The organism is Pseudomonas sp. FIP_A4, assembly GCF_036701605.1.
Taxonomy (GTDB): Bacteria; Pseudomonadota; Gammaproteobacteria; order Pseudomonadales; family Pseudomonadaceae; genus Stutzerimonas; species Stutzerimonas phenolilytica.
This window is the reverse complement of sequence record NZ_JAYDXP010000119.1, coordinates 270,838-292,155: the sequence shown is the minus strand read 5'-3', so window position 1 is coordinate 292,155 and position 21,318 is coordinate 270,838. Positions and strand designations below refer to the sequence as shown.

Sequence of the window (21,318 nt, the reverse complement as noted above, 5' to 3'; positions counted from 1 at the left end):
GCGCAGTGGTTCGCGTCGTCCGGATGGACGAGGCCGTGCCGTTCGCCGGCCACTAAGGTGGGCCTACAAGAACAACAGAAAGGCCCGGAGGCCGTATGAATGCGAACCTGCGATCCATCGACGAGGTCGGCGAGCTGCTGGCCGCCCAGAGGCAGGCCTTCGACCGCGAGGGCACGGTCAATTTGGAGACGCGCAAGCGCCGGCTGCAGGCGGTCATCGACTTGCTGGTGGCCGAGCAGCGACCGCTAGTCGAGGCGATGGACGCTGATTTCGGCGGCCGCCACCCCGGCTACGGGCTGATGACCGACATCCTCGGCGCACTCGCTTCGCTCAAGCATGCCCGCGAGCATGTTGAAGGCTGGATGCAGCGCGACCCTCGGCCAGCGTTCGCGCCTTACGATCAGCTCGGCGCCGAGGCCTGGGTGCAGTACCAGCCCAAGGGTAGCGTCGGCATCATCGGCACTTGGAATGCACCGTTGTTCACCCTGCTGAGCCCGCTCGCAGGCGTGCTGGCGGCCGGCAACCGGGCGATCCTCAAGCCGTCGGAGGTGACCGCCAACACCGCTGCGGTGCTGGCCGCGGCGATCGGCGAACGCTTCGATCCGCTGGAGTTGGCAGTCGTCACCGGCGGCGTCGAGGTAGGGCAGGGCTTTGCCAGCCAGCCATTCGACCATCTGGTGTTCACCGGTAGCACCGCCATCGGCCGCGACGTGATGCGCCGCGCCGCGGAAAATCTGGTGCCGGTGACGCTCGAGCTCGGCGGCAAATCGCCGGTGATCGTCGGGCGCAGCGCGGACATCGCCGACGCGGCGCGGCGCCTGGCAATCGCCAAGCTGACCAATGGCGGGCAGATCTGCGTCTCGCCGGATCTGGTCTACGTCCCGGTCGAGCACAAGCAGGCGTTCATCGAGGCCTTCCGCGCCGCGGTGACCGCGCTGTATCCGAGTGCCAACGACAACCCCGACCTGGTGGCGGTGGTCAACGAGCGGCACCTGCAGCGCATCGACCGTTACCTGGCCGACGCCGTCGAGCAGGGCGCCGAGGTGCTGCACTGCCCGGACGAGGCGCCGGTGGCGAGCAGCCGCAAGCGCCCGCTGAGCCTGGTGGTCAACCCGCCACTGCACAGCCGGGTGATGGAGGAAGAACTGTTCGGCCCGATCATGGTGCTGCTGACCTACAGCGACCTGCCGTCGGTGGTGGCGGAGATCAATGCCCGGCCGCGTCCACTGGCGCTGTACTACTTCGGGCAGAACCTGGCGGAGCAGGACTACGTGCTCAGCCACACGCTGTCCGGCGGGGTGACGATCAACGATGCCATGCTGCATCCGGCGATGCACGACGCGCCCTTCGGTGGCATCGGCGCATCCGGCATGGGCCATTACCACGGCCGCGAAGGCTTCTGCCAGTTCAGCCACGCGCGCACGGTATTCAAGGCCCCGGCCTACGATCCGCGGGGCGAATGGGGAATGCTGCCGCCCTATGGCGAGCAGTTCCTGACGGCGATGCAGGCTCAGGTCACCGCTGATTGAGCGGGTGTTCCACGCTGCAAGAAAGTACAGCGCACAGCTGTGACAGGGAGTCCCATGCTCGGATCGATCACCATTGCCCAGCGCCTCTGGTGCTGGGCGCTGCTGGCCAGCGTCCTGTTCTTCTCCGCGGTCGGCCTCGGCTGGTATGGCTTGCAGCAGGCGCGTGACAGCCTGCGCACCGTGCACGACGTACATCTCGCCGCATTGTTGTCCTTCGGCGAGATCGAGCGTCTGCTCGACGAAAACCGGCGGTTGATGCTACTAGCCTTCCAGTTTGACCCGCAGGGCCCGCTGGTGGTGGCCCACGACCGTCCGGTCGGGGCCGTGCTCGATACGGTCGAGGCCAACAGCCGGCGGATTGCCGAGATCTGGAGCGCCTACCGGCAGAAGTCGCTCGGCGCCGAAGAGCAGCAGGCCGCGCAGGGCTTCGATGATCGTTACCAGGCCTGGCTGGCCGAACAGGAAATGATGGTCGAGACGCTGCGCATCGGGGACTACCGCACCGGCGGCATGCTCTCGTTCCTGCGCGTCGGCGAACCGGAGGGCGAGGCGGCGAGCCACGCGCTGGCAGACCTGCGGGCGATTCAGGAGGCCGGCACCGGGCAGGCCTACACGCAGGCCCAGCAGCGCTACCAGGCCAGCGTGATCGCCTACCTGATGCTGGCGGTGCTCGGTGCCCTGGCCGGCGGCGCAACGGCGGTCAGCACGCTGCTGCGGCTGCGCAGGGCCTTCGCCGTGGCCGGCGAGCAGCTGGCGGCGATCGCCCGCGGCGACCTGTCACCGCGCGGCGAGGTGCAGGGCCGCGACGAGGTCGCGCGGATGCTGCGCGACATCGAGCTGATGCGCGATCAGTTGCGCAGCCTGATCGACGCGATGCACCGCCAGGTGCGCGAGCTGAGCGTCGAGGCGCGACGCATGGCCGAGGAGGCTGGGCAGGCATCTCTGGCGACCCAGCAGCAGGCCGACGCGGTCGCCAGCATCTCCAGCGCGGTGGAAGAGCTGTCGGTGTCGATCGACGAGGTGCAGGAGCATGCCGGAGCCTCGCGCCGGGTTACCCAGGCCTCGGCCAGCCGCTCCGGCGAAAGCGAGGGCTTCATCCGCGACATGGCGCAGGAGATGCAGGACATCGCCGAAGCGGTGACCCGCACGGCCGAGCATGTCCGCGCGCTGGATCATCGCTCCGGCGAGATTGGTGGCGTGCTCGGCATCATCCAGAACGTCGCCGAACAGACCAACCTGCTGGCGCTCAACGCCGCCATCGAAGCCGCCAGGGCCGGAGAGCAGGGCCGTGGTTTCGCCGTGGTGGCCGACGAGGTGCGCATGCTCGCCCGTCGCACGACCAGCTCCATCAGCGAAATCGGTAGTACCGTCAGCCGCATGCAGGAAGGCACCCGCGAAGTGGTGTCGGGTATGGAGGCGACCATCGTGCGGGTGCAGGCCGGTGCCGGCCTGGCGGAGCGCGCAGGCTCGCTGGTCGGGATGATCCGTTCGGGTACGGAAGAGGTCATTGGCGCCGTCGACGGCATCGGTTCGGTGCTGCAGGGGCAGGCCGCGGCAACGCGGGAGATCGCCCAGCGCATCGAGGGCGTTTCCTCCGCCACCGGCGAGCTGTCGGCCAACGCCGAGCGCAGTGCCAGGGCGGCCGCCGATCTGGAACGCCTGGCCGTGCAGCTGAACCAGCTGTCGGCACGTTTTCATACCGAAGAGCGCAGGCGTGACGCGAGCTGACCGCCCTTCACCAGCAGAGAGCACATCGATGAATGACACGACTCCTTCAAACATGGCGCTACCGGCTCAGCTTCCGTCCGGCTGGCCGCGCCGTCAGGTTCTCAAGGCTGGCGCACTGGCGCTCGGCGTGACCATGGCCGGGCGTTTCGCCTTCGCGGCCGACAACGGCTCGGCATTGACCGCCAGTGAATATGACGCCCTCGATGCCTGGGCCATGGCCGAGGCGGTGCGCGCGGGCGAGCTGACCGGCGCTCAGTTGCTGACGGCCGCGCTGGCGCGCTACCGGGCGGTCAATCCGCTGGTCAATGCGGTGAATATGCTTCATGAGGATTACGCCCGCGCATTGCTCGACGGACGCTCGGCAAGCAAGGGCGCGCTCGCCGGCGTCCCCCTGCTGGTCAAGGACCTCAGCACCTATATGCAGGGCACGTCGACCAGCCACGGCAGCCGGCTGTTTCGTGACAATCCGCCAGCGACCCTCACCAGTACGCTGATCGCCCGTTACCAGGCCGAGGGTGCGCTGCCGTTCGGCAAGACCGCTACCCCGGAATTCGGCCTGACCACGACCACAGAATCGGCGCTCTGGGGCCAGACGCGCAATCCCTGGAACCTCGAACACAGCGCTGGTGGCTCCTCCGGCGGCGCCGCTGCGGCGGTGGCCGCAGGCATCGTTCCAGTGGCGCATGCGACCGACGGTGGCGGTTCGATTCGTATACCGGCCTCCTACTGCGGGCTGGTTGGGCTCAAGCCCAGCCGCTACCGCACGCCGACAGGTCCGGGGCGGTTCGAAGGCTGGTTCGGTGCCAGTGTGGCGAACGTGGTGTCGCGTACCGTACGTGACACGGCGCTGTTTCTCGATGTCGGCCAAGGCCATGAGCCGGGCAGCCCGTACTGGACCCAGCCACTTGAGCGGCCCTTCGTCGAAGAGCTCAAGCGGGAGCCAGGACGTCTGCGCGTCGCGTTGGTCAAGCGCTCGCTGACTGGTGCCGAGCTTGATCCGGCCGTTGCGCAGGTGCTCGACGACAGCATCAAGCTGCTGCTCAGCCTCGGCCACGAGATTGAAGAGTTGAGTCTGCCGGTTGACCCGCGCGAGCTGTTTAGTGCCCACGGTACGGCTGGCGCGGCGGCCACTGCGGCGCTCATCCGCGACCGCGAGCAGGCCCTCGGCCGCGCCCTGCGCGATGATGATCTGGAAGAGGTAACGCGTACCGTACTGGGCAATGGCGAGCGCGCCACGGCGGTGCAGCTGTACCGCGCGCGGCACGCGTTCGAACAGATCAGCGAGAGCATGGAGCAGGTGTTCGAGCGCTTCGATCTGATCCTCTCGCCGGTGACCGCCAACCTGCCGCCGAAACTTGGTGAACTGCGTCTCTCGCAGCCGTGGGACGACTATGCGCACAAGGCCATGGGCAGCGCGTCCTTCACGGTGCTGGCCAACGTCAGCGGGCAGCCGGCGATCTCGCTACCGTTGGGCATGAATGGCAACGGTCTGCCGGTGGGCATGATGTTCACCGCGCGTCTGGGCAACGAGGCGCTGCTGCTGCGCCTGGCCAGCCAACTGGAGCAGACCCGCCCCTGGGCCGATCGCCGCCCCGGTCTGGCGGTCTAGCGTCTGCCTCGATCCCTCACTGCCGAACCCGCCCGGTAGGCCCGCGCCGAATTCACCTGAAGCGGTGCGGGCTGCCGGACGCCTGTCTTTCAGCCCGTCTCTTGCCGCGCCGGCCGGACGCAACCCTAGTCCACTTTGACGATGAGTCCGGCGCTCCGTCCTCTCGATAATCAGGCCAACCGCGTCGTCCTGTTGCGGTGCCCACGTGAGGATTCCGAGATGGCAGCCACTCGCCAGAAAACACAAGAAGAAATCGATCTGATCGAGCGCGCGCGGCAGATGATCCCCGCGCTCAAGGCGCGAGCCGCACAGGCAGAAAGTCAGCAGAAGATTCCCGACGAAACCATCGCCGACATGCAGGAAGCCGGGCTGTTCCGCGTGCTGCAGCCCAAGCGCTTCGGTGGCTACGAGGCAGACTTGCGCACCTTTGCCGAAGTCCAGATGGCCCTGGCCGAAGGCTGCATGTCCACGGCCTGGATCTATGGCGTGATCGGCGTGCACCCCTGGCAGCTGGCGCGCTATCCGCTGCAGGCGCAGGAAGACGTCTGGGGCGACGACCAGTCGACGCTGATGTCATCCACCTACATGCCCGTCGCCAAGGTGACCGAGGTCGAGGGCGGCTATCGCATCAGCGGGCGCTGGGGCTTTTCCAGCGGCAGCGAACATTGCCGCTGGTGTCTGCTCGGCGGAATCATTCCGGCCGATGAAAACGGCGAGGGCGCCGAGCACGGGACCTTCCTGGTGCCACGCAGCGACTATCGCATCGAGCGTAACTGGGATGTGCTGGGCCTGCGCGGCACCGGCAGCCACGACATCGTGGTCGAGGATGCCTTCGTCCCGGCCCATCGTGTGCAGCGCACCAACAACTCCAGCCTCGAAGCCACGCCGGGCCGCCAGGTGAACAGCAACCCGCTGTACGGCATTCCGTTCGCGCAGGTCTTCACCCGCGCGGTGTCCACCTCCTGCCTGGGCGCGCTGCAGGGCGCGATCACCGAGTTCCGCGAGAACGCCGCGCGGCATATCGGCAAGCACGGCGCGAAGACCGCCGAAGACCCGCTGGCGCAGGAAACCGTGGCCGACGCCGCGCTGACCCTGGACATGCTGCGCCTGGTGCTCGAACGCAACTACGAGCAGCTGCAACAGATCGCCGCTGGCAACGCCTACCCGGACGTCGAGACCCGGCTGCTGTATCGCTACCAGTCGGCCTACGTCACCAACACCTGTGCCGAAAAGGTCAGCGGCATCCTGCGCTGCATGGCCGCCTCGGGCCTGTACGAGAGCAACCCGGTGGCGCGCATCTTCCGTGACATGCACCAGGCGCGAGGGCACATCTCGAACAACGTTGCGGCGTTCGCCCGCACCTACGGCGCGGTCCAGCTCGGCCTGCCCAACCCTGACCCGTACGTGTGACGCGCAGCCCGCCACCGTCGCAGGTGGCGGTTCGTTTGAACCTGGCAAGTGAGTCGGACATGCATAACAACAATGAATACGCGGCCACCTGCGACGTCTTGGTGGTCGGTTCGGGCGCGGGGGCGATGACGGCCGCCGTGACCGCGGCAGATCAGGGCCTTTCGGTGCTGATGATCGAGAAGGCCGCCCAGTATGGCGGCACCTCGGCGCTTTCTGGCGGCGGCATCTGGATACCGAACAATCACTATTTCAAGGCCATCGGCGGCGAGGACAGCTATGAGCAGGCGATGACCTACTTGAAGGCGTCGGTCGGTGATCGTGTCGATGAGTCACGTCTGCATGCCTACCTGAGCCAGGCGCCGGAAATGATTCGCTACCTGGAACAGCACACCCGTGTGCATTACACCGTGGCGGACAAGTATCCCGACTACTACCCGAACCTGCCCGGCGCTCTGCCGGGTGGCCGTACCCTGGATCCTGAGCTGTTCGATACCAGCGTTCTCGGCGACGAGCTGGAAAACCTCCGCGAGGCCTCGCCGACCACGCTGTTGATGGGCCGCATCGCCTGGACCGCACGCCACGCACACAAGGCCATGGCCAAAACGCCAGGTTGGCGCTTGCTGATCATGTGGCTGATCCTCCGCTACAAGTTCGACTTCGCCTGGCGCCGCAAGACGCGCCGCGACCGCCGCACTGCGCTGGGCAACGCGCTGGTGGCGAGCCTGCGCGCGTCGATGCTCGACCGCGATATCCCGCTGTGGCTGAAGACCGACTTTCGCGAGCTGATCGAGGAAGACGGCAAGGTGGTTGGCGTGGTCGCCGAACGCGATGGCCAGCTGCTGCGTATTCGCGCATTGCGCGGGGTGATACTTGGTGCCGGCGGCTTCGAGCAGAATCAGGCCCTGCGCGAGCGCTACCTGCCGCAGCCGAACAACCACGAGTGGAGTGCCACGCCCAAAGGCAATAACACCGGCGCGGCACTGGAGGCCGGGCAGAAGCTCGGCGCGGCGACCGATCTACTGGACTGGGCCTGGTGGGCGCCAACCCTGCAGGTGCCGGGCGAAGCCCAGTCGCGCGGCGTGTTCGCCGAGCGCGCCTTCCCAGGCGCCATCGTGGTCAACGGCCATGGCCGGCGCTTCGTTAATGAGGCGGCGCCTTACCTGGAATTCGTCGACGCCATGTACCGCGACAACGAAGTTAGCGGCGGGCAGAGCGTGCCAGCGTGGGTGATCTTCGATGCGAAATTCCGCTTCGGCTACGCGATGGGCCCCTTGATGCCGGGGCAGATCATGCCCGACAGCCGCCTGCGCAAGGAGTGGCTCGGCAGCGTCTACTGGAAGGCCGACAGCCTCGACGAACTGGCCGGGCAGATTGGCGTCGACGCCGAGGGGCTGCGTGAGACCGTGGCGCGGGTCAACCGCTTCGCCAGCTCCGGCGTGGATGAAGACTTCGACCGCGGCGGCAACGTCTTCGACCGCTACTACGGCGATTCCAACGTCAAGCCCAATCCCTGCCTGGCGCCGCTGGCCAAGGGCCCGTTCTACGCCATGCGCATGAACGCTGGCGACATCGGCACCAAGGGCGGGCTGCTGACCAACGCCCAGGCGCAGGTGCTGCGCGAAGCGGACGGTGCGCCGATCCCCGGGCTGTACGCCATCGGCAACACCTCGGCGTCGGTCATGGGCATCCGCTATCCGGGTGCAGGTGCCACTCTCGGTCCGGCGATGACCTTTGGTTACATCGCCGCGCACCACCTGGCCAACAGCCGCTGAGGAGCGACCGATGAATGCACGTCTGCAGGGCAAGATTGCCGTGGTCACCGGTGGGGCCAGCGGCATGGGCGCGAGCACGGTACGCCGGTTCGCCGCCGAAGGCGCCCGGGTGGTGCTGACCGATCTCAACGCCGAAGCCGGCCAGCGCCTGGCGCAGGAACTGGGCGAGGCGGTGAGCTTCATCGAGCAAGATGTCAGTGACCCGCAGAGCTGGCAGGCGCTTGGTGCGTATATCGAAGCGCAGCATGGCCGGCTCGACGTGCTGGTCAACAATGCCGGCATCCTCAAGGCCGGCTCGGTGGAGGACACCACGCTCGAGGACTGGCAGCGTCTGATGCGGGTCAATGCCGACAGCGTGTTTCTCGGCTGCCAGACCGCGGTCGCGCTGATGAAGCGTGGCGGCGGTGGCTCGATCGTCAACCTCGCCTCAGTCACCTCCATGGCCGGCAAGCCAGACTACCTGGCCTACAGCGCCAGCAAGGGAGCGATCGCCGCGCTGACGCGCAGTGTCGCGGCCTTCGGCCGGGCACATCGCATCCGCTGCAACTCGGTGCACCCCGATGGCGTGCTGACGCCCATGACCCGCGCGGTCTATCCGGCGAACGTCGACCCGGAACGGCTGACCATCGACGCGGACCCGATGAACCGTGCGTGCCGGCCGGAGGATGTGGCCAACGCCATCGTTTTTCTCGCGTCCGACGAAGCTCGGGCCATCAACGGCATAGAACTGCGCATCGACAGCGGCCAGTTCGTCATGAGTATCTGAGCATGAACGCGCCCGAATACCTCACTCTCACCGTGGCCGAGGTGGTTCACGAAACCGCCGACAGCTGCTCGTTCGTCTTTGACGTACCCGCGGCGCTGGCGGGGCGCTTCAGTTATCGCCCCGGTCAGTTCCTCACCCTGCGCATTCCCCACGGTGACGACTGGCTGCCGCGCTGCTATTCGCTGTCCAGCTGCCCGCTGCATGACGAGCCGCTGCGCGTGACGGTCAAGCGCGTGACCGACGGTCGCGGCTCCAACTGGCTGTGTGACCGGCTCAGCGTCGGCGACAGCGTGCAGGTGTTGCCGCCGGCCGGCGTGTTCGTGCCGAAGACGCTGGACACCGACCTGTTGCTGTTCGCTGGCGGCAGCGGCATCACGCCGGTGCTGTCGATCCTGCGCGCAGCGCTGAAGGAGGGCAGGGGGCGCATCCGTCTGGTCTATGCCAATCGCGACGAAAACTCGGTGATCTTCCGCGATCTGCTGCGTCAGCTGGCACTGCATCACCCGACGCGGCTACAGGTCATTCACTGGCTCGACAGCGTCCAGGGCCGGCCTTTGCCCGAGCAGTTGGCGGCCTTTGCCGAAGGCTTCGCCCAGGCCGAGGCGTTCATCTGCGGCCCGGGGCCGTTCATGGACGGTGCGGTGGCCGCGCTCAAGGCCGCCGGCTTGCCTGGCCAGGCGGTGCATGTCGAACGCTTCGTGTCGCTGCCCGGCGAAGGTGAGCAGCCGACTGAATCGGTCGTCGAGCATGCCGGCGCCCTGGCCGCTCGGCTGACCGTGGAGCTGGACGGCGAGCGACATAGCCTCGATTGCCAGCCGGGCGAGTTGTTGCTGGCGGCCATGCGCCGCGAGGGCCTGCAGCCGCCGCATTCCTGTCTGGTCGGCGCCTGCGCGTCGTGCATGTGCACGCTGGTGGAGGGCGAGGTGGAACTCCTGGCCAACGAGGCGCTGGATGCAGACGAGCTCAAAGAGGGCTGGACGCTGGCCTGCCAGGCCATCGCACTGACCTCCAACGTTCACCTGCGCTTTCCCGACTGACCGAGCAGAGACCGACATGACCGTGCTGATTTCCCCCTCGAACGAAACCCGAGACGGCGCCGCTGACGTCGCACAGACCCTGCCACAGCTGATGTTCGCCGCGGCCCAGGTGCATGCCGGCCGCGTCGCGCTGGAGGATGGCGAGCGGCGCATCGATTACCGCGAGCTGCCCGAGCAGGTTCTCGCCGTCACCCGTGGCCTGATGGCCGTGGGGGTCGAAGCCGGCGACCGCGTGGCGATCTGGGCACCGAACTCCATCGACTGGGTGGTGCTCGCCCTGGGCCTGCAATGCGCCGGTGCCGTGCTGGTGCCGCTCAATACCCGTATGAAGGGCGCCGAGGCCGCCGATATCCTCGCGCGCAGCGGTACGCGCCTGCTGTTCGTCGAAGGGCAGTTTCTCGGCGCGGATTACCCGGCGATGCTGGCGCCGTATCGCCCCGCCAGCCTGGAACAGGTGGTCACACTCGACAGCACCGCGGCCGCGGCGACCGATCTGACCCTTGCCGAACTCCGCGCACGCGGCGAGGACGTTTCGCTCGAAGCGGCCCGCGCCCGTGCGCTGGCGGTACGTCCGGACGACCTCAGCGACCTGCTCTACACCTCCGGCACCACCGGCAAGCCGAAGGGTGTGATGAATGCGCACGGGCAGAGCCTGCGCGCCTTCAGTGAGTACGTGCGGATCATCGGCCTGCGCCCCGGCGATCGCTACCTGATCGTCAACCCGTTCTTTCATTCGTTCGGCTACAAGGCCGGCTGGCTGACCTGCCTGCTTGCTGGCGCGACCATCCTGCCGCACCCGGTGTTCGACGCCGAGGCGATCTTCGAGCGTGTCGCCCGCGAGCGCATCACCGTACTGCCCGGGCCGCCGGCGCTGTACCTGTCGATGCTCGCCCATCCGCGCCTGCAAAGTGCCGATCTGGGCAGCCTGCGCATCGCGGTGACCGGCGCCTCGACCATTCCGCCGCAGCTGATCGAGCGCATCCGCCATGAGCTTGGCTGCAGCGTGGTGACCACCGCCTACGGCCTGACCGAGTGCGGTGGCCTGGCGACCATCTGCGACCCGCGCGAGCCGGCGGAAATCATCGCCGGCACCAGTGGTCAGCCGATTCCCGGCACCGAAGTGCGCATCGTCGATGCACACAACCGGCCGCTGCCGGCGGACGAGAACGGCGAGATCTGCCTGCGGGGCTTCCATGTAATGCAGGGCTATTTCGATGACCCGGCAGCCACGACGGAGGCGATCGACGCCGAGGGCTGGTTGCACACCGGCGACGTCGGCAGTCTCGACGCGAGCGGCAACCTGCGCATCACCGGGCGCCTGAAGGACATGTTCATCGTCGGCGGCTTCAACTGCTACCCGGCCGAGATCGAAGCCGCGCTGGGCGAACACCCGGATATCGCGCTGGTAGCGGTGTTGGGTATTCCCGATGCGCGCATGGGCGAGGTGGGTTGTGCCTGCGTGGTGCGCAAGGCCGGCGCGACGCTGGATGAAGCCGAACTGATCGCCTGGTCCCGCGAGCGCATGGCCAACTACAAGGTGCCGCGCCGCGTGGTGTTCTACGAGCAGCTGCCGACCAATGCCTCGAACAAGATCGACAAGCTGAAACTGGCTGCCGAACTGGCCTGACAAACCGCTGCGCCTTCGTCCGTATGGACCATGTGGCGCGGCCTGGCAGTTCTGATACTGCGTCTGCACCTCTCGAAGGGCATCGGTTGGATGGCTTAAGGAGCAGACCTTGAACAACAAGAATAAGGTAATCGGGTACGCCGGCGTGCCGAGCCGGCAAGGGCGGCTGGTGCTGGCCCTTTCCGGCTTGGCGGTGAGTTCATCGGCGCTGGCGTTGCCCACCGTCGAGTTCGACAACGGGCTGGTGCTGCAATCGCAGATCACCGCCAACTACACGCTGTCGGTGCGGACCGCCAGCCCCTCCAGCGAATACCTGGCGGACCTCAACAACGACGACGGCACGCGCAACTTCGACAAGGGCAGCCTGATCAACAATCGGCTGAGCCTGTTCGGCGAGATCATCGCGCGCAAGGACAACTATGGTGCCGTGCTGCGTGGCAGCCACTTCTACGACGACGTCTACAAGAACAGCAACGACAACGACTCGCCGCTGACGGTGAACAAGACCGGCGACTATCGCGAATTCACTTCGCGTACGCGCAAGGACAGCGGCAGCAAGGCGCGGCTGCTGGATGCCTATGTTTTCGGCGATTTTCCGCTGGGCGAGCAGCAGTACCTCTCGGTCAAGGCCGGTCGGCACCTGCTGGCCTGGGGCGAAAGCCTGTTCTGGCCGAATATCAGCCAGGGTCAGGCGCCGGTCGACGCTACCAAGTTCAACGTGCCGGGCACCGAAGCCAAGGACGCCTACCTGCCTGTTGGCCAGGTTTCGGCAGCCTGGTCGCTGAACGAACAGCTGACCCTGACCGGCTTCTACCAGTACGAGTGGGAGCCGACCCTACTCAACCCGGTGGGCGACTACTTTGGCTCGGACTACTTCGGCCCGGGCGCTGAGTTCTATCGGCTCGCACCTGGAGTGATCAGTAGCCTGCCGGACGCCACGTTCTCCGCGCTGACCTACGCCGGTGATGACAAGCCGCGCGATTCGGGGCAGTGGGGCGTGGGGCTGCGCTATTCGCCGACCTTCAGCACCGAGTTCGGCCTGTATCACTACCGCTACCACGACCGCGTCGCCGCGATGTTCTTCGATTTCACCGGCACCACGCGCTATTCCTCGGCGCCCGGGCTCGACGGGCTGGGCTACGGTCCCGGCGTGCCGAGCTACAAGTTCGGCTACTTCGAAGACATCAAGCTGACCGGCCTGAGTTTCACCACCAAGTACCGCGATGTGCAGATCGGCGGCGACATGAGTCTGCGCCAGGATGCCCCGGTGTACCTGAGCAACGGGGCGCCCACCACCGGCGACCTGCTGATGACCAACCTGAACTTCATGTACATGCTCGGGCCGAACCGCTTCGCCCACCAGACCACGCTGATGGGCGAGCTGCTCAACGAGCGAATCCAGCGCGTCGACACCCTGCAGGTCAGCGGCGGTGGGGCCGGCATCGATGGCGCTTACGACGACTTCGAGTACGACGGCCAGACCCGCTCCAGCACCTTGCTCGGCCTGGGTGCCTACTTCGACTATCCGGGGCTGTTCAGCGGCTGGGATCTGAACACCCGCGTGGTCTGGATGCAGACCCTCGACGGCAGCGGCACCCAGGGCCTGGGGCGCGACGAGAAGCGCCTGACCCTCGGTGCCGACTTCAAGTACCTCGGCAACTTTCAGGTCGGTGCGACCCTGGTCAACTACCTCTCCTCGCCGAGCATCGAGCACGGCCGGCTGCTGGCCGACCGCGACTACCTCTCCTTCAACGTCAAGTACACGTTCTGATCGGATAAGGGACTACTTATGCACCTTGTAAAACGAAACCTGCTGCTCGGCCTGGCCTTGCAGTTCGGGCTGGCCGGCGTCGCTCTGGCCGCCGCCAGCGAAGCGGAAATCGCCCGTCTGGGCCAGGACCTGACCTGTGTCGGCGCCGAGAAGGCCGGCAATGCCGACGGCAGCATTCCGGAATGGTCCGGAAAATGGCTGGGCGTGCCGCCGCACGTCACCTTTACTGCCACGGGCGAGCATCCGATCGACCCCTACCCGGACGACAAGCCGCTGTTCGTGATCACCGCGCAGAACATGGCCGAGCACGAAGCGCGGCTGTCCGACGGGCAGAAGGCGCTGTTCGCCAAATACCCGGACAGCTTCCGCATGCAAGTCTACCCGTCGCGGCGTGATTTCCGCATGCCCGACAGCGTCTGCCAGGCGACCCTGGAGAACGCTCGCAGCGCCAAGTTGGTGAGCGACGGGGAGGGTATCGAGGCCACCACCGGCGGCATTGCGTTTCCCTTCCCGAAGACCGGTCTGGAACTGCTCTGGACGTCGAGCTTCTACACCTACCGGCCCTGGACCGAAGAGCTCACGTCTGATAACGCCTATGTGCTGGTCGACGGCAAGATCAACTGGGGGCGGGTGAAGTCCCGCAACCTGGCGCCGCACCTTAAGCCTGGCCATGTCGCTCCGCAGACGGGGCAGTCGTCGTTCTACCTCAACGAGACGCTGCTGCCTGAGCGTGACCGCGGCGAGATCAACACCGGCATGGAGTTCTGGAATCACCAGACCCAGCCGCGCCAGAGCTGGCGCTACGACCCGGGCACGCGGCGGGTCCGCCAGGCGCCCGAGTACGGCTTCGATATGCAGTTTCCCGGCACGGGTGGGTCGATCACCGTCGACGAGGTGCGCATCTTCAACGGCTCGCCGCAGCGCTACGACTGGCGCATCGTCGGCAAGAAAGAGATCTACGTGCCCTACAACGCCTACCGCGTGCATTCGCCGGAAATCAGCTACGCCGAACTCCTGACACCCGGCCATGCCAACCCCGAGCACATGCGCTACGAGCTGCACCGCGTATGGGTGCTCGAGGGCACGCTCAAGGAGAACTACCGGCACCTGTACGGCAAGCGCGTGATGTACGTCGACGAGGACAGCTGGCTGATGCTCATGGGTGACAACTACGACACCCGTGGCGGCCTGTGGCGCACCTCGATGGTGAACTACTTCTACGCCTACGAGGCCCAGACCTGGCAGGCCGGCGCGGGCTTCTACCACGACCTGCTGTCGGGCACCTACCTGGGCTTCAACCTGGTCAACGAGCAGCCGCAGGCCTATGTGCTCAACCGCGGCAAGCTGACCGAGCGCAACTTCGGCCCCGAAGCGGCGCGCCGCTCCGGGCTGTAGTGCAACTGCCGGCGCACCCGCAAGGGGCGCCGGCTTTTTCTCGTCCAGCGATCTCACAGGTCCCGCCATGAATGGACAATCCCTGTCTCCCTTTAAGCCGCTGCGCATCGGCCCGCTGACGCTCAGGAACCGCTTCATCAAGGCCGCCACCAACGAGGGTATGTCGATTGACGGCGTACCGAGCAAGCAGCTGGTGCGCTTCCACGAGTCGATGGCCGCCGGCGGCGTGGCCATGACGACCCTGGCCTATTGCTCGGTTAGCCTCGATGGCCGAACCCTGCCGGGGCAGATCGTGCTGCAGCCCGACAGCCTGCCGCACCTGCGTGTGCTGACCGACGCAGTGCATCGCCACGGCGGGGCGGCGTCCGCTCAGATCACCCACGGCGGCTGCTTCACCTTTCTGCGCGAACGCGCCACGCCGCGACCGCTGTCGGCCAGTGGCGGCTTCAACAAGATCGGCATGCTCAGCGGGATGTTCCGCAAACAGGCGATGCGCGAAACCGACATGAACCGCGTCATCGGCGACTTCGTCCAGGGTGCGCGGCTGGCCCGCGAGGCGGGCTTCGATGCGGTGGAAATCCACATGGGCCACGGTTACCTGCTCAGCCAGTTCATCTCGCCGCTGTACAACAAGCGCCGCGACGAATACGGCGGCAGCTTGGAGAACCGCCTGCGCTTTCCGCGTCAGGTCCTGCGTGCGGTGCTGGATGCGGTGGGTAACGACTTGGCCGTGCTGTGCAAATACAGCATCACCGACGGCGTCAGGGGCGGTAACCGCCCGGAGGACGGCGTCGCCATCGCCCGGCAGTTGGAGCGCGAAGGCGCGCACATGCTGGTGCTCAGTGCCGGCATGAACGCCGAATCGATCACCACCATGTTCGGCTCCTCGTTTCCCAAGGAGAACCGGGTGCGCCCGAGCAACCCGCTGGTCGCCGCCGCCATGGCGATCCAGCAGCTGCGTGAGCCGGTGGTGGATTTTCGCGAGCTGTATCTACTGGATCATTCGCGGCGCATACGCCAGGCCGTTGAGCTGCCGCTCGCGTATCTGGGTGGAGTGACCAGCTTGCAGGGGGCCCAACAGGTATTGGCTGAAGGCTTCGATGCGCTGGCCCTGGGGCGCGCGCTGATCGCCGAGCCTGACCTGGTCGCCAAGTTCGCCGACGGCACGTCGGAGCGGGGTATCTGCACCGCCTGCAACCGCTGCGTGGCGATGATGTACACCCCGGGTGGCACCAGCTGCGTGCTTGGTGCGCCGGGCGATGCGGCGCTCAATGCGCAGGCGGCGGCTTCATGAAATCCGTGAACGCTGACGTTCTGGCGCGGGAGGAAGCAGGGCGAATCCTGCCATCCGCCAACCTGATAGTTGGACGGCGCACCAAACCAGCAGTGCGGTTGTCGGTGGATGGCTTCGGCCATCCACCCTACGACTGACCTGCAGTTGTTCAATGAGAAAGGCCCGGCCAAATGGCCGGGCCTTTCTATATCCAGCGTGAGCATACCTACTGCACCCGCGGCTCGCGCGGCATGCCCAGCGCCCGCTCGGCAATGATGTTGCGCTGGATCTCGTTACTGCCGCCGTAGATGGTGTCGGCGCGGGTAAACAGGAACAGCGACTGCAGGCGCGACAGCTCGTACGGGCCGCCGTCGAGAATTTCCGCCTGCGGCCCGAGCACATCCATCGCCAGCTTGCCCAGTTCAGCGTGCCAGGTAGACCAGGCCAGCTTGTAGATCGTCGCCTCCCGGCGCAGGCTGCCGTCCTGCGGTCCGGACAGCATACGCAGCGAGTTGTAGCGCAGCACCCGCAGGCCTGCCCAGGCCTGGGCGAGGCGCTGGCGGATCAGCGGGTCCTCGGCGGCACCGTTGCGTTTGGCCAGGCGGATCACTTCGTCCAGCTCATTCTGGAACTGCATCTGCTGACCGAGGGTCGACACGCCGCGCTCGAAGCCCAGCAGGGCCATGGCGATCTTCCAGCCGTCGCCCGGGGCGCCGATCATGCAGCTCGCCTCGGTCTGGGCATCGTCGAAGAACACCTCGTTGAATTCGCTGGTACCGGTGATCTGCTGGATCGGCTGTACCTTGATGCCGGGCTGGTCCATCGGCACCAGGAGGAACGAGAGCCCATGGTGGCCGCGACTGTCCGGATCGGTGCGTGCCAGCACGAAGCACCAGTCCGACTCGTGGGCGAGAGAGGTCCAGACCTTCTGGCCGTTGATCAGCCACTTGCCGCTCGTCTCGTCGAAGCGTGCGCGCGTCTTTACTGCCGCCAGGTCCGAGCCGGCGCCGGGTTCGGAATAACCCTGGCACCAGAACTCACGGCCCCCCAGGATGCCAGGCAGGAAGCGTGCACGCTGTTCATCGCTGCCAAAGGCCACCAGGGTCGGACCGATCAGGCCTTCGCCGATGTGGCCCATGCGCCCCGGGCCGCCGACACGTGCGTACTCCTCGTAGAAGATCACCTGCTGGCTTATCGACAGGCCGCGCCCGCCGTAGGCGCTCGGCCAGCCGAGGCCGATCCAGCCGCCACGGGCCAGCTCGCGCTCCCAGGCTTTGCGCTCCTCGGGGAACATGTGCTCGTCCCCCGGGCCACCGCGAAACCGCAACGCTTCGTATGGCCCGCAGAGGTGTTCGGCCAGCCAGTCGGCGACCTCCTGGCGAAAGGCCTCGTCTTCGGCACTGAATCCGATCTTCATGCGTATTGCTCCAGAATCAGGTGGGCCAGGCGCTCGCGATGCTGAGCCGGCGTGCCAAGCAGCTGTTCGCCGGCGCGGGCGCGTTTGAAGTACAGGTGCGGGTCGTATTCCCAGGTGAAGCCGACGCCGCCATGCAGCTGGATCGACTCTTCGGCGCAGTGCATGAAGGCTTCGCTGGCGTGAATCTTGGCGATAGCACTGGCTTCGCCCAGCTCAGCGGCGATCGCCCGGTCGCCGGCCGGGTCGAGCGCCTCGCGGGCCACGCATGCCGCGTAATAGCAGGCCGAGCGCGCACTCTCGATCTCCAGCATGAGGTCGGCGCAGCGATGTTTAATCGCCTGGAAGCTGGCGATGGGGCGGCCGAACTGCTGGCGCTCGTTCAGGTAGGCGAGCGTCAGGTCCAGGCACTGCTGGGCGCTGCCGGTCTGCTCGCAGGCGAGCGCGATGGCGCCCAGCTGCAGCGTTTGCTCGAGCAGCTGAGCGCCATCGCTATCGGTATGCAGGCAATCATCGGCCGACACCTGGACGGCTCCGAACACGACCCGGCCCAGGCGCCGGGTCTGGTCGAGCGTCGGCAGTGCCTCGCGGCTGATGCCGCGCCCGTTGGCCGGCACGGCGAACAGGCCGATGGACGCGCCCTCGGTTCCGGTCAGGCGGGCGGCGACAATCAGCAGATCGGCCTCGGCGCCGTCGACCACCGCGTCGCAGACTCCATCCAGACGCCAGCCGTCACCTTCGGCCACCGCCTGCACGTTCTGGTCGAGCAGATGGCCCGCCCGTGAACCGGCCGAGCAGGCGAGGGTAGCGGTCAGGCTGCCACTGGCCAGCTCGGGCAATAGGCGCGCTTGCAATTCGGCATTGCGGCTCAGCAGCAGGGCGGGGATGGCGAGACAGGCGCTGGCGAAGAAAGGCGAGCCGAGCAGGCGGCGGCCCATTTGCTCCAACAGGATGGCCTGCTCGACGAAACCGAGCGCAAGGCCGCCGTGTTGTTCCGGTACGATCAATGCCGGCCAGCACAGCTCCCCGGCGATCTGGCGCCACAGCTCGCCGCTGTAGCCGCCACGTTCCATGGCCGCGCGAACGGCGGCCGAGTCCGAGGCCTTGGCGAGAAAGCCAGCGGCGCTTTCCTGAATCATCAGTTGTTCATCGCTCAGCGCGAAATCCATCGTCGGGCTCCTAGGGGGCTTCGTTGGCGGCAGCCTACGGCGCGCCCCGGGAGGCGGAATCCCCGAAACGGACTATCTGCCTTCGAAGGCCGGGCGGCGCTTGTCGAGAAACGCCTGCATGCCTTCCTTCTGATCGCGTGAGGCGAACAGCAGGGCGTTGGCCTTGCGCTCCAGGGCCAGGCCGGCTTCGAGCGAGGCGTCCATGCCGGCGAGGATGACCTCCTTGATCTGTTCGGCAGCCAGCGGCGGCATGGCGGCGATCAGCCGGGCCTGCTCCAGGGCGTGCTCCTGCACCTGCTCGTCGGCGACCACCTCGCTGACCAGCCCGGCGATACAGGCTTCCTCGGCGCTTATCGGGCGGCCGGTGAGGGCCATCTGCATCGCCTTGGCCTTGCCCACCGCGCGCACCAGGCGTTGGGTGCCGCCGATGCCGGGCATGATGCCGATACGGATTTCCGGCTGGCTGAAGCGAGCGCTACGGCCGGCGATGATGATGTCGGCATGCATTGCCAGCTCGCAGCCACCGCCGTAGGCGTAGCCACACACCGCGGCGATCACCGGCTTGGGGCAGTGCTGGATGGGCGCCCAGACCCGTTCGGTATGACGCTGCAGGATCTCGATCGGACCGACGCCAGCCATGCTGGAGATATCGCCACCGGCGGCGAACACCTGCTCGCCGCCGGTCAGCAGGATGCAGCGCACCGAGGCGTCGTCAGCCAGTTCGCTGAAGTACCGGGCCAGCAGAGCCTGTAGCTCCAGGCTCAGGGCGTTGTTCACCGCCGGGCGGTTCAGGCGCAGGCGGGCCACGCCTTCGGCGGGACGATCGATCAGGACGCTGCGTTCTTCTGCTTGGCTCATGGCGGCCCAGCTCCTCAGGCGGATAGTTGCCGCGATTGTTCGGTGCGGGCTTGGTCGACTCATCGTCCGTTCAGACGACGAGCCGCCTCGGTCAGGTCAATACAGTGGGGCCATTGCTTGCACGAGGACTGAGCGATGGATGCCCCAGCAGACCTGAATTTTTCCGACAAGACCGTACTGGTGACCGGCGGCACCAAAGGCATCGGTGCGGTGATCGCCAGCCGCTTTCTGGCGGCCGGGGCGAATGTGGTGGTCTGCGGCCGCCAGGCGCCGGAACGTCTGCCTGAAGGTGGCGGCCGTGTGGCGGAGTTCATCGCCGTCGACGTGCGCGACCTCGACTCGTTGGTGGCGCTGTTCGCCGCCATCGACGAGCGCTACGGGCGCCTCGACGTACTGATCAATAACGCCGGTGGCAGCCCGGCCGCCGAGGCCGCTACCGCCTCGCCGCGGTTCCACGAGGGGATCATCCGGCTGAATCTGATCGCGCCGTTGAACGTCGCCCAGCAGGCCAACCGGCTCATGCAGCGCGATGGCGGCGGGGTGATCCTGTTCATCGGTAGCGTTGCCGCGCTACGCCCGTCGCCGGGTACTGCGGCTTACGGTGCGGCCAAGGCCGGGGTGCTGGCGCTGGTCAGTTCGCTGGCGGTGGAGTGGGCACCGAAGGTGCGCGTCGCGGCGATCAGTCCCGGCCTCATTCGCACCGAACAATCGCACCTGCACTACGGCGACGAGGCCGGCATCCAGGCGGTGGGCCGCACTATCCCGGCCGGCCGCATGGGCGAGCCGGACGACATCGCCAATGCCTGCCTTTTCGCGGCCTCGCCCATGGCGACCTATTTCAGTGGAACCAACCTGCTGCTGCACGGCGGTGGCGAGAAACCCGCGTTTCTCGATGCCGCCAACGCCGACCAGCATTGATGCAACCCCGGTGATGCCGCCGGCGGCGGCGTCCAGACAGATCCATCAGGAGGCTAACTTGGCTGATCAAGAGCTGATAGAAAAACTGCAGGCCACAGTCGGGCGCGAGTACGGCCGGGTGAACGCCTGGGATGCGGTCAACGCGCCGATGATCCGCCACTGGTGCGAGGTCATGGGCATCGACAATCCGCTGTATACCGACCCGGCCGCCGCGCGCGACGCCGGCTACCCGGATGTGGTGGCGCCACCGGCCATGCTGCAGGTCTGGGGGATGGCTGGCCTGGATCTGGACAACTTCGCCCCGGGCTCCACCGCCGCCAACGTCTTCGAGATCCTCAAGGACATCGAGGCCTACGGCTACCCGGGCGTGGTCGCGGTGAACTCGGAGCTGAGCTTCGACCGTTACCTGCACGTGGGCGAGCGCCTGTACTACAACAGCCGCATCGACCACATCAGCGAGGAAAAGACCACCGCCCTGGGGACTGGCTTCTTCGTCACGGCGATCATGACCTACTTCGTCGAGCAGGAAGAGGGCGACGACGAGCGCGTCGGCGAGCTGCTGTTTCGCGTATTCAAGTTCAAGCCCGCCGAGCGCCCGAAGGCCGCCGAGCCGGCCGCGGCGGAAACCGAAGCGCCCAAGGCGATGCGCCCGCTACCGGGCATCAGCGACGACAGCCGCTTCTTCTGGGATGGCTGCCGCGAGGGCAAGTTGCTGATCCAGCGCTGTACCGCCTGCCAGACCCTGCAGCATCCGCCGGCTCCGGTGTGCAGCACCTGCCACAGCTTCGAGCTGGACCACGTGCAGGCCAGCGGGCAGGGCGAGCTGTATTCGTTCGTGGTCATGCACTACCCGGAAGTCGCCCCGTTCGACCACCCCAACCCCATCGGCCTGGTCGAGCTCGACGAAGGCGTGCGCCTGGTCGCCGGGCTGGTCGGCGTGGAGCCGGGGGAACTGAAGGTCGGCCAGCGCCTGCAGGTCGAATTCAACACCTTCGACGAGCGGCTGACGCTGCCCCAGTTCCGGCCCGTAGCCGGTTAAGGA

16 protein-coding genes are annotated in these 21,318 nt (G+C 66.8%); 13 read left to right on the top strand and 3 right to left on the bottom strand.

Going from position 1 to position 21,318, the window contains the following annotated elements; genetic code table 11:
• The first annotated feature begins 95 nt into the window (after positions 1-95).
• The 11 genes from U8L64_RS06510 to U8L64_RS06460 all read left to right on the top strand — a co-directional run bounded on the left by U8L64_RS06510 (position 96) and on the right by U8L64_RS06460 (position 15,938).
• Positions 96-1,529, top strand: coding sequence for a coniferyl aldehyde dehydrogenase (locus U8L64_RS06510; RefSeq protein ID WP_054094683.1), 1,434 nt, complete (start codon positions 96-98; stop codon positions 1,527-1,529).
• Between the two features lie 54 nt (positions 1,530-1,583).
• Entirely contained in the window at positions 1,584-3,257 is a 1,674-nt protein-coding gene (locus tag U8L64_RS06505) for a methyl-accepting chemotaxis protein (protein ID WP_333394971.1), read from the top strand.
• A gap of 52 nt (positions 3,258-3,309) precedes the next feature.
• Positions 3,310-4,866, top strand: coding sequence for an amidase (locus U8L64_RS06500; protein WP_442965270.1), 1,557 nt, complete (start codon positions 3,310-3,312; stop codon positions 4,864-4,866).
• Between the two features lie 219 nt (positions 4,867-5,085).
• On the top strand, positions 5,086-6,276 hold the full coding sequence (locus U8L64_RS06495) for an acyl-CoA dehydrogenase family protein (protein WP_156714542.1): 1,191 nt from the start codon (positions 5,086-5,088) through the stop codon (positions 6,274-6,276).
• Positions 6,277-6,335: 59 nt separating this feature from the next.
• Positions 6,336-8,048: an FAD-binding protein gene (locus tag U8L64_RS06490; protein ID WP_054094687.1), complete on the top strand. Its 1,713-nt coding sequence runs from the start codon at positions 6,336-6,338 to the stop codon at positions 8,046-8,048.
• Positions 8,049-8,058: 10 nt separating this feature from the next.
• Positions 8,059-8,814, top strand: coding sequence for a glucose 1-dehydrogenase (locus U8L64_RS06485; protein ID WP_333394964.1), 756 nt, complete (start codon positions 8,059-8,061; stop codon positions 8,812-8,814).
• Between the two features lie 2 nt (positions 8,815-8,816).
• On the top strand, positions 8,817-9,851 hold the full coding sequence (locus U8L64_RS06480; RefSeq protein WP_054094689.1) for a 2Fe-2S iron-sulfur cluster-binding protein: 1,035 nt from the start codon (positions 8,817-8,819) through the stop codon (positions 9,849-9,851).
• A gap of 16 nt (positions 9,852-9,867) precedes the next feature.
• Complete coding sequence (locus U8L64_RS06475; RefSeq protein ID WP_333394962.1) at positions 9,868-11,478, top strand: FadD3 family acyl-CoA ligase; 1,611 nt, start codon at positions 9,868-9,870, stop codon at positions 11,476-11,478.
• Positions 11,479-11,587: 109 nt separating this feature from the next.
• Entirely contained in the window at positions 11,588-13,249 is a 1,662-nt protein-coding gene (locus U8L64_RS06470) for a DUF1302 domain-containing protein (protein ID WP_333394959.1), read from the top strand.
• A gap of 18 nt (positions 13,250-13,267) precedes the next feature.
• Positions 13,268-14,644, top strand: a complete 1,377-nt coding sequence (locus tag U8L64_RS06465; RefSeq protein WP_054094691.1) for a DUF1329 domain-containing protein — start codon at positions 13,268-13,270, stop codon at positions 14,642-14,644.
• A 67-nt stretch (positions 14,645-14,711) separates the two neighbouring features.
• On the top strand, positions 14,712-15,938 hold the full coding sequence (locus U8L64_RS06460; RefSeq protein WP_273527737.1) for an NADH:flavin oxidoreductase: 1,227 nt from the start codon (positions 14,712-14,714) through the stop codon (positions 15,936-15,938).
• Between the two features lie 205 nt (positions 15,939-16,143).
• Here U8L64_RS06460 and U8L64_RS06455 read toward each other — a convergent pair whose 3' ends face one another.
• The 3 genes from U8L64_RS06455 to U8L64_RS06445 all read right to left on the bottom strand — a co-directional run bounded on the left by U8L64_RS06455 (position 16,144) and on the right by U8L64_RS06445 (position 19,358).
• Positions 16,144-17,334, bottom strand: coding sequence for an acyl-CoA dehydrogenase family protein (locus U8L64_RS06455; protein ID WP_333394955.1), 1,191 nt, complete (start codon positions 17,332-17,334; stop codon positions 16,144-16,146).
• Entirely contained in the window at positions 17,331-18,500 is a 1,170-nt protein-coding gene (locus U8L64_RS06450) for an acyl-CoA dehydrogenase family protein (protein WP_333394953.1), read from the bottom strand. Before U8L64_RS06450 ends, U8L64_RS06455 begins: the two co-directional genes overlap by 4 nt.
• A 72-nt stretch (positions 18,501-18,572) precedes the next feature.
• Complete coding sequence (locus tag U8L64_RS06445; RefSeq protein ID WP_054094695.1) at positions 18,573-19,358, bottom strand: enoyl-CoA hydratase; 786 nt, start codon at positions 19,356-19,358, stop codon at positions 18,573-18,575.
• Between the two features lie 135 nt (positions 19,359-19,493).
• Between U8L64_RS06445 and U8L64_RS06440 the strand changes: the two genes are divergently transcribed.
• On the top strand, positions 19,494-20,276 hold the full coding sequence (locus U8L64_RS06440; protein WP_054094696.1) for an SDR family oxidoreductase: 783 nt from the start codon (positions 19,494-19,496) through the stop codon (positions 20,274-20,276).
• Between the two features lie 58 nt (positions 20,277-20,334).
• The gene (locus tag U8L64_RS06435) at positions 20,335-21,315 is read left to right on the top strand and encodes a bifunctional MaoC family dehydratase N-terminal/OB-fold nucleic acid binding domain-containing protein (protein ID WP_234302339.1); all 981 of its coding nucleotides are present in this window, start codon (positions 20,335-20,337) and stop codon (positions 21,313-21,315) included.
• Positions 21,316-21,318: the final 3 nt, after the last annotated feature.

Bases quoted from the DNA above. Each gene is read 5' to 3' on its own strand.
- U8L64_RS06510 (WP_054094683.1), top strand. From the start codon at position 96: ATGAATGCGAACCTGCGATCCATCGACGAGGTCGGCGAGCTGCTGGCC.
- U8L64_RS06490 (WP_054094687.1), top strand. From the start codon at position 6,336: ATGCATAACAACAATGAATACGCGGCCACCTGCGACGTCTTGGTGGTC.
- U8L64_RS06450 (WP_333394953.1), bottom strand. From the start codon at position 18,500: ATGGATTTCGCGCTGAGCGATGAACAACTGATGATTCAGGAAAGCGCC.
- U8L64_RS06485 (WP_333394964.1), top strand. From the start codon at position 8,059: ATGAATGCACGTCTGCAGGGCAAGATTGCCGTGGTCACCGGTGGGGCC.
- U8L64_RS06455 (WP_333394955.1), bottom strand. From the start codon at position 17,334: ATGAAGATCGGATTCAGTGCCGAAGACGAGGCCTTTCGCCAGGAGGTC.
- U8L64_RS06445 (WP_054094695.1), bottom strand. From the start codon at position 19,358: ATGAGCCAAGCAGAAGAACGCAGCGTCCTGATCGATCGTCCCGCCGAA.
- U8L64_RS06475 (WP_333394962.1), top strand. From the start codon at position 9,868: ATGACCGTGCTGATTTCCCCCTCGAACGAAACCCGAGACGGCGCCGCT.
- U8L64_RS06505 (WP_333394971.1), top strand. From the start codon at position 1,584: ATGCTCGGATCGATCACCATTGCCCAGCGCCTCTGGTGCTGGGCGCTG.
- U8L64_RS06480 (WP_054094689.1), top strand. From the start codon at position 8,817: ATGAACGCGCCCGAATACCTCACTCTCACCGTGGCCGAGGTGGTTCAC.
- U8L64_RS06500 (WP_442965270.1), top strand. From the start codon at position 3,310: ATGGCGCTACCGGCTCAGCTTCCGTCCGGCTGGCCGCGCCGTCAGGTT.
- U8L64_RS06440 (WP_054094696.1), top strand. From the start codon at position 19,494: ATGGATGCCCCAGCAGACCTGAATTTTTCCGACAAGACCGTACTGGTG.
- U8L64_RS06495 (WP_156714542.1), top strand. From the start codon at position 5,086: ATGGCAGCCACTCGCCAGAAAACACAAGAAGAAATCGATCTGATCGAG.
- U8L64_RS06460 (WP_273527737.1), top strand. From the start codon at position 14,712: ATGAATGGACAATCCCTGTCTCCCTTTAAGCCGCTGCGCATCGGCCCG.
- U8L64_RS06465 (WP_054094691.1), top strand. From the start codon at position 13,268: ATGCACCTTGTAAAACGAAACCTGCTGCTCGGCCTGGCCTTGCAGTTC.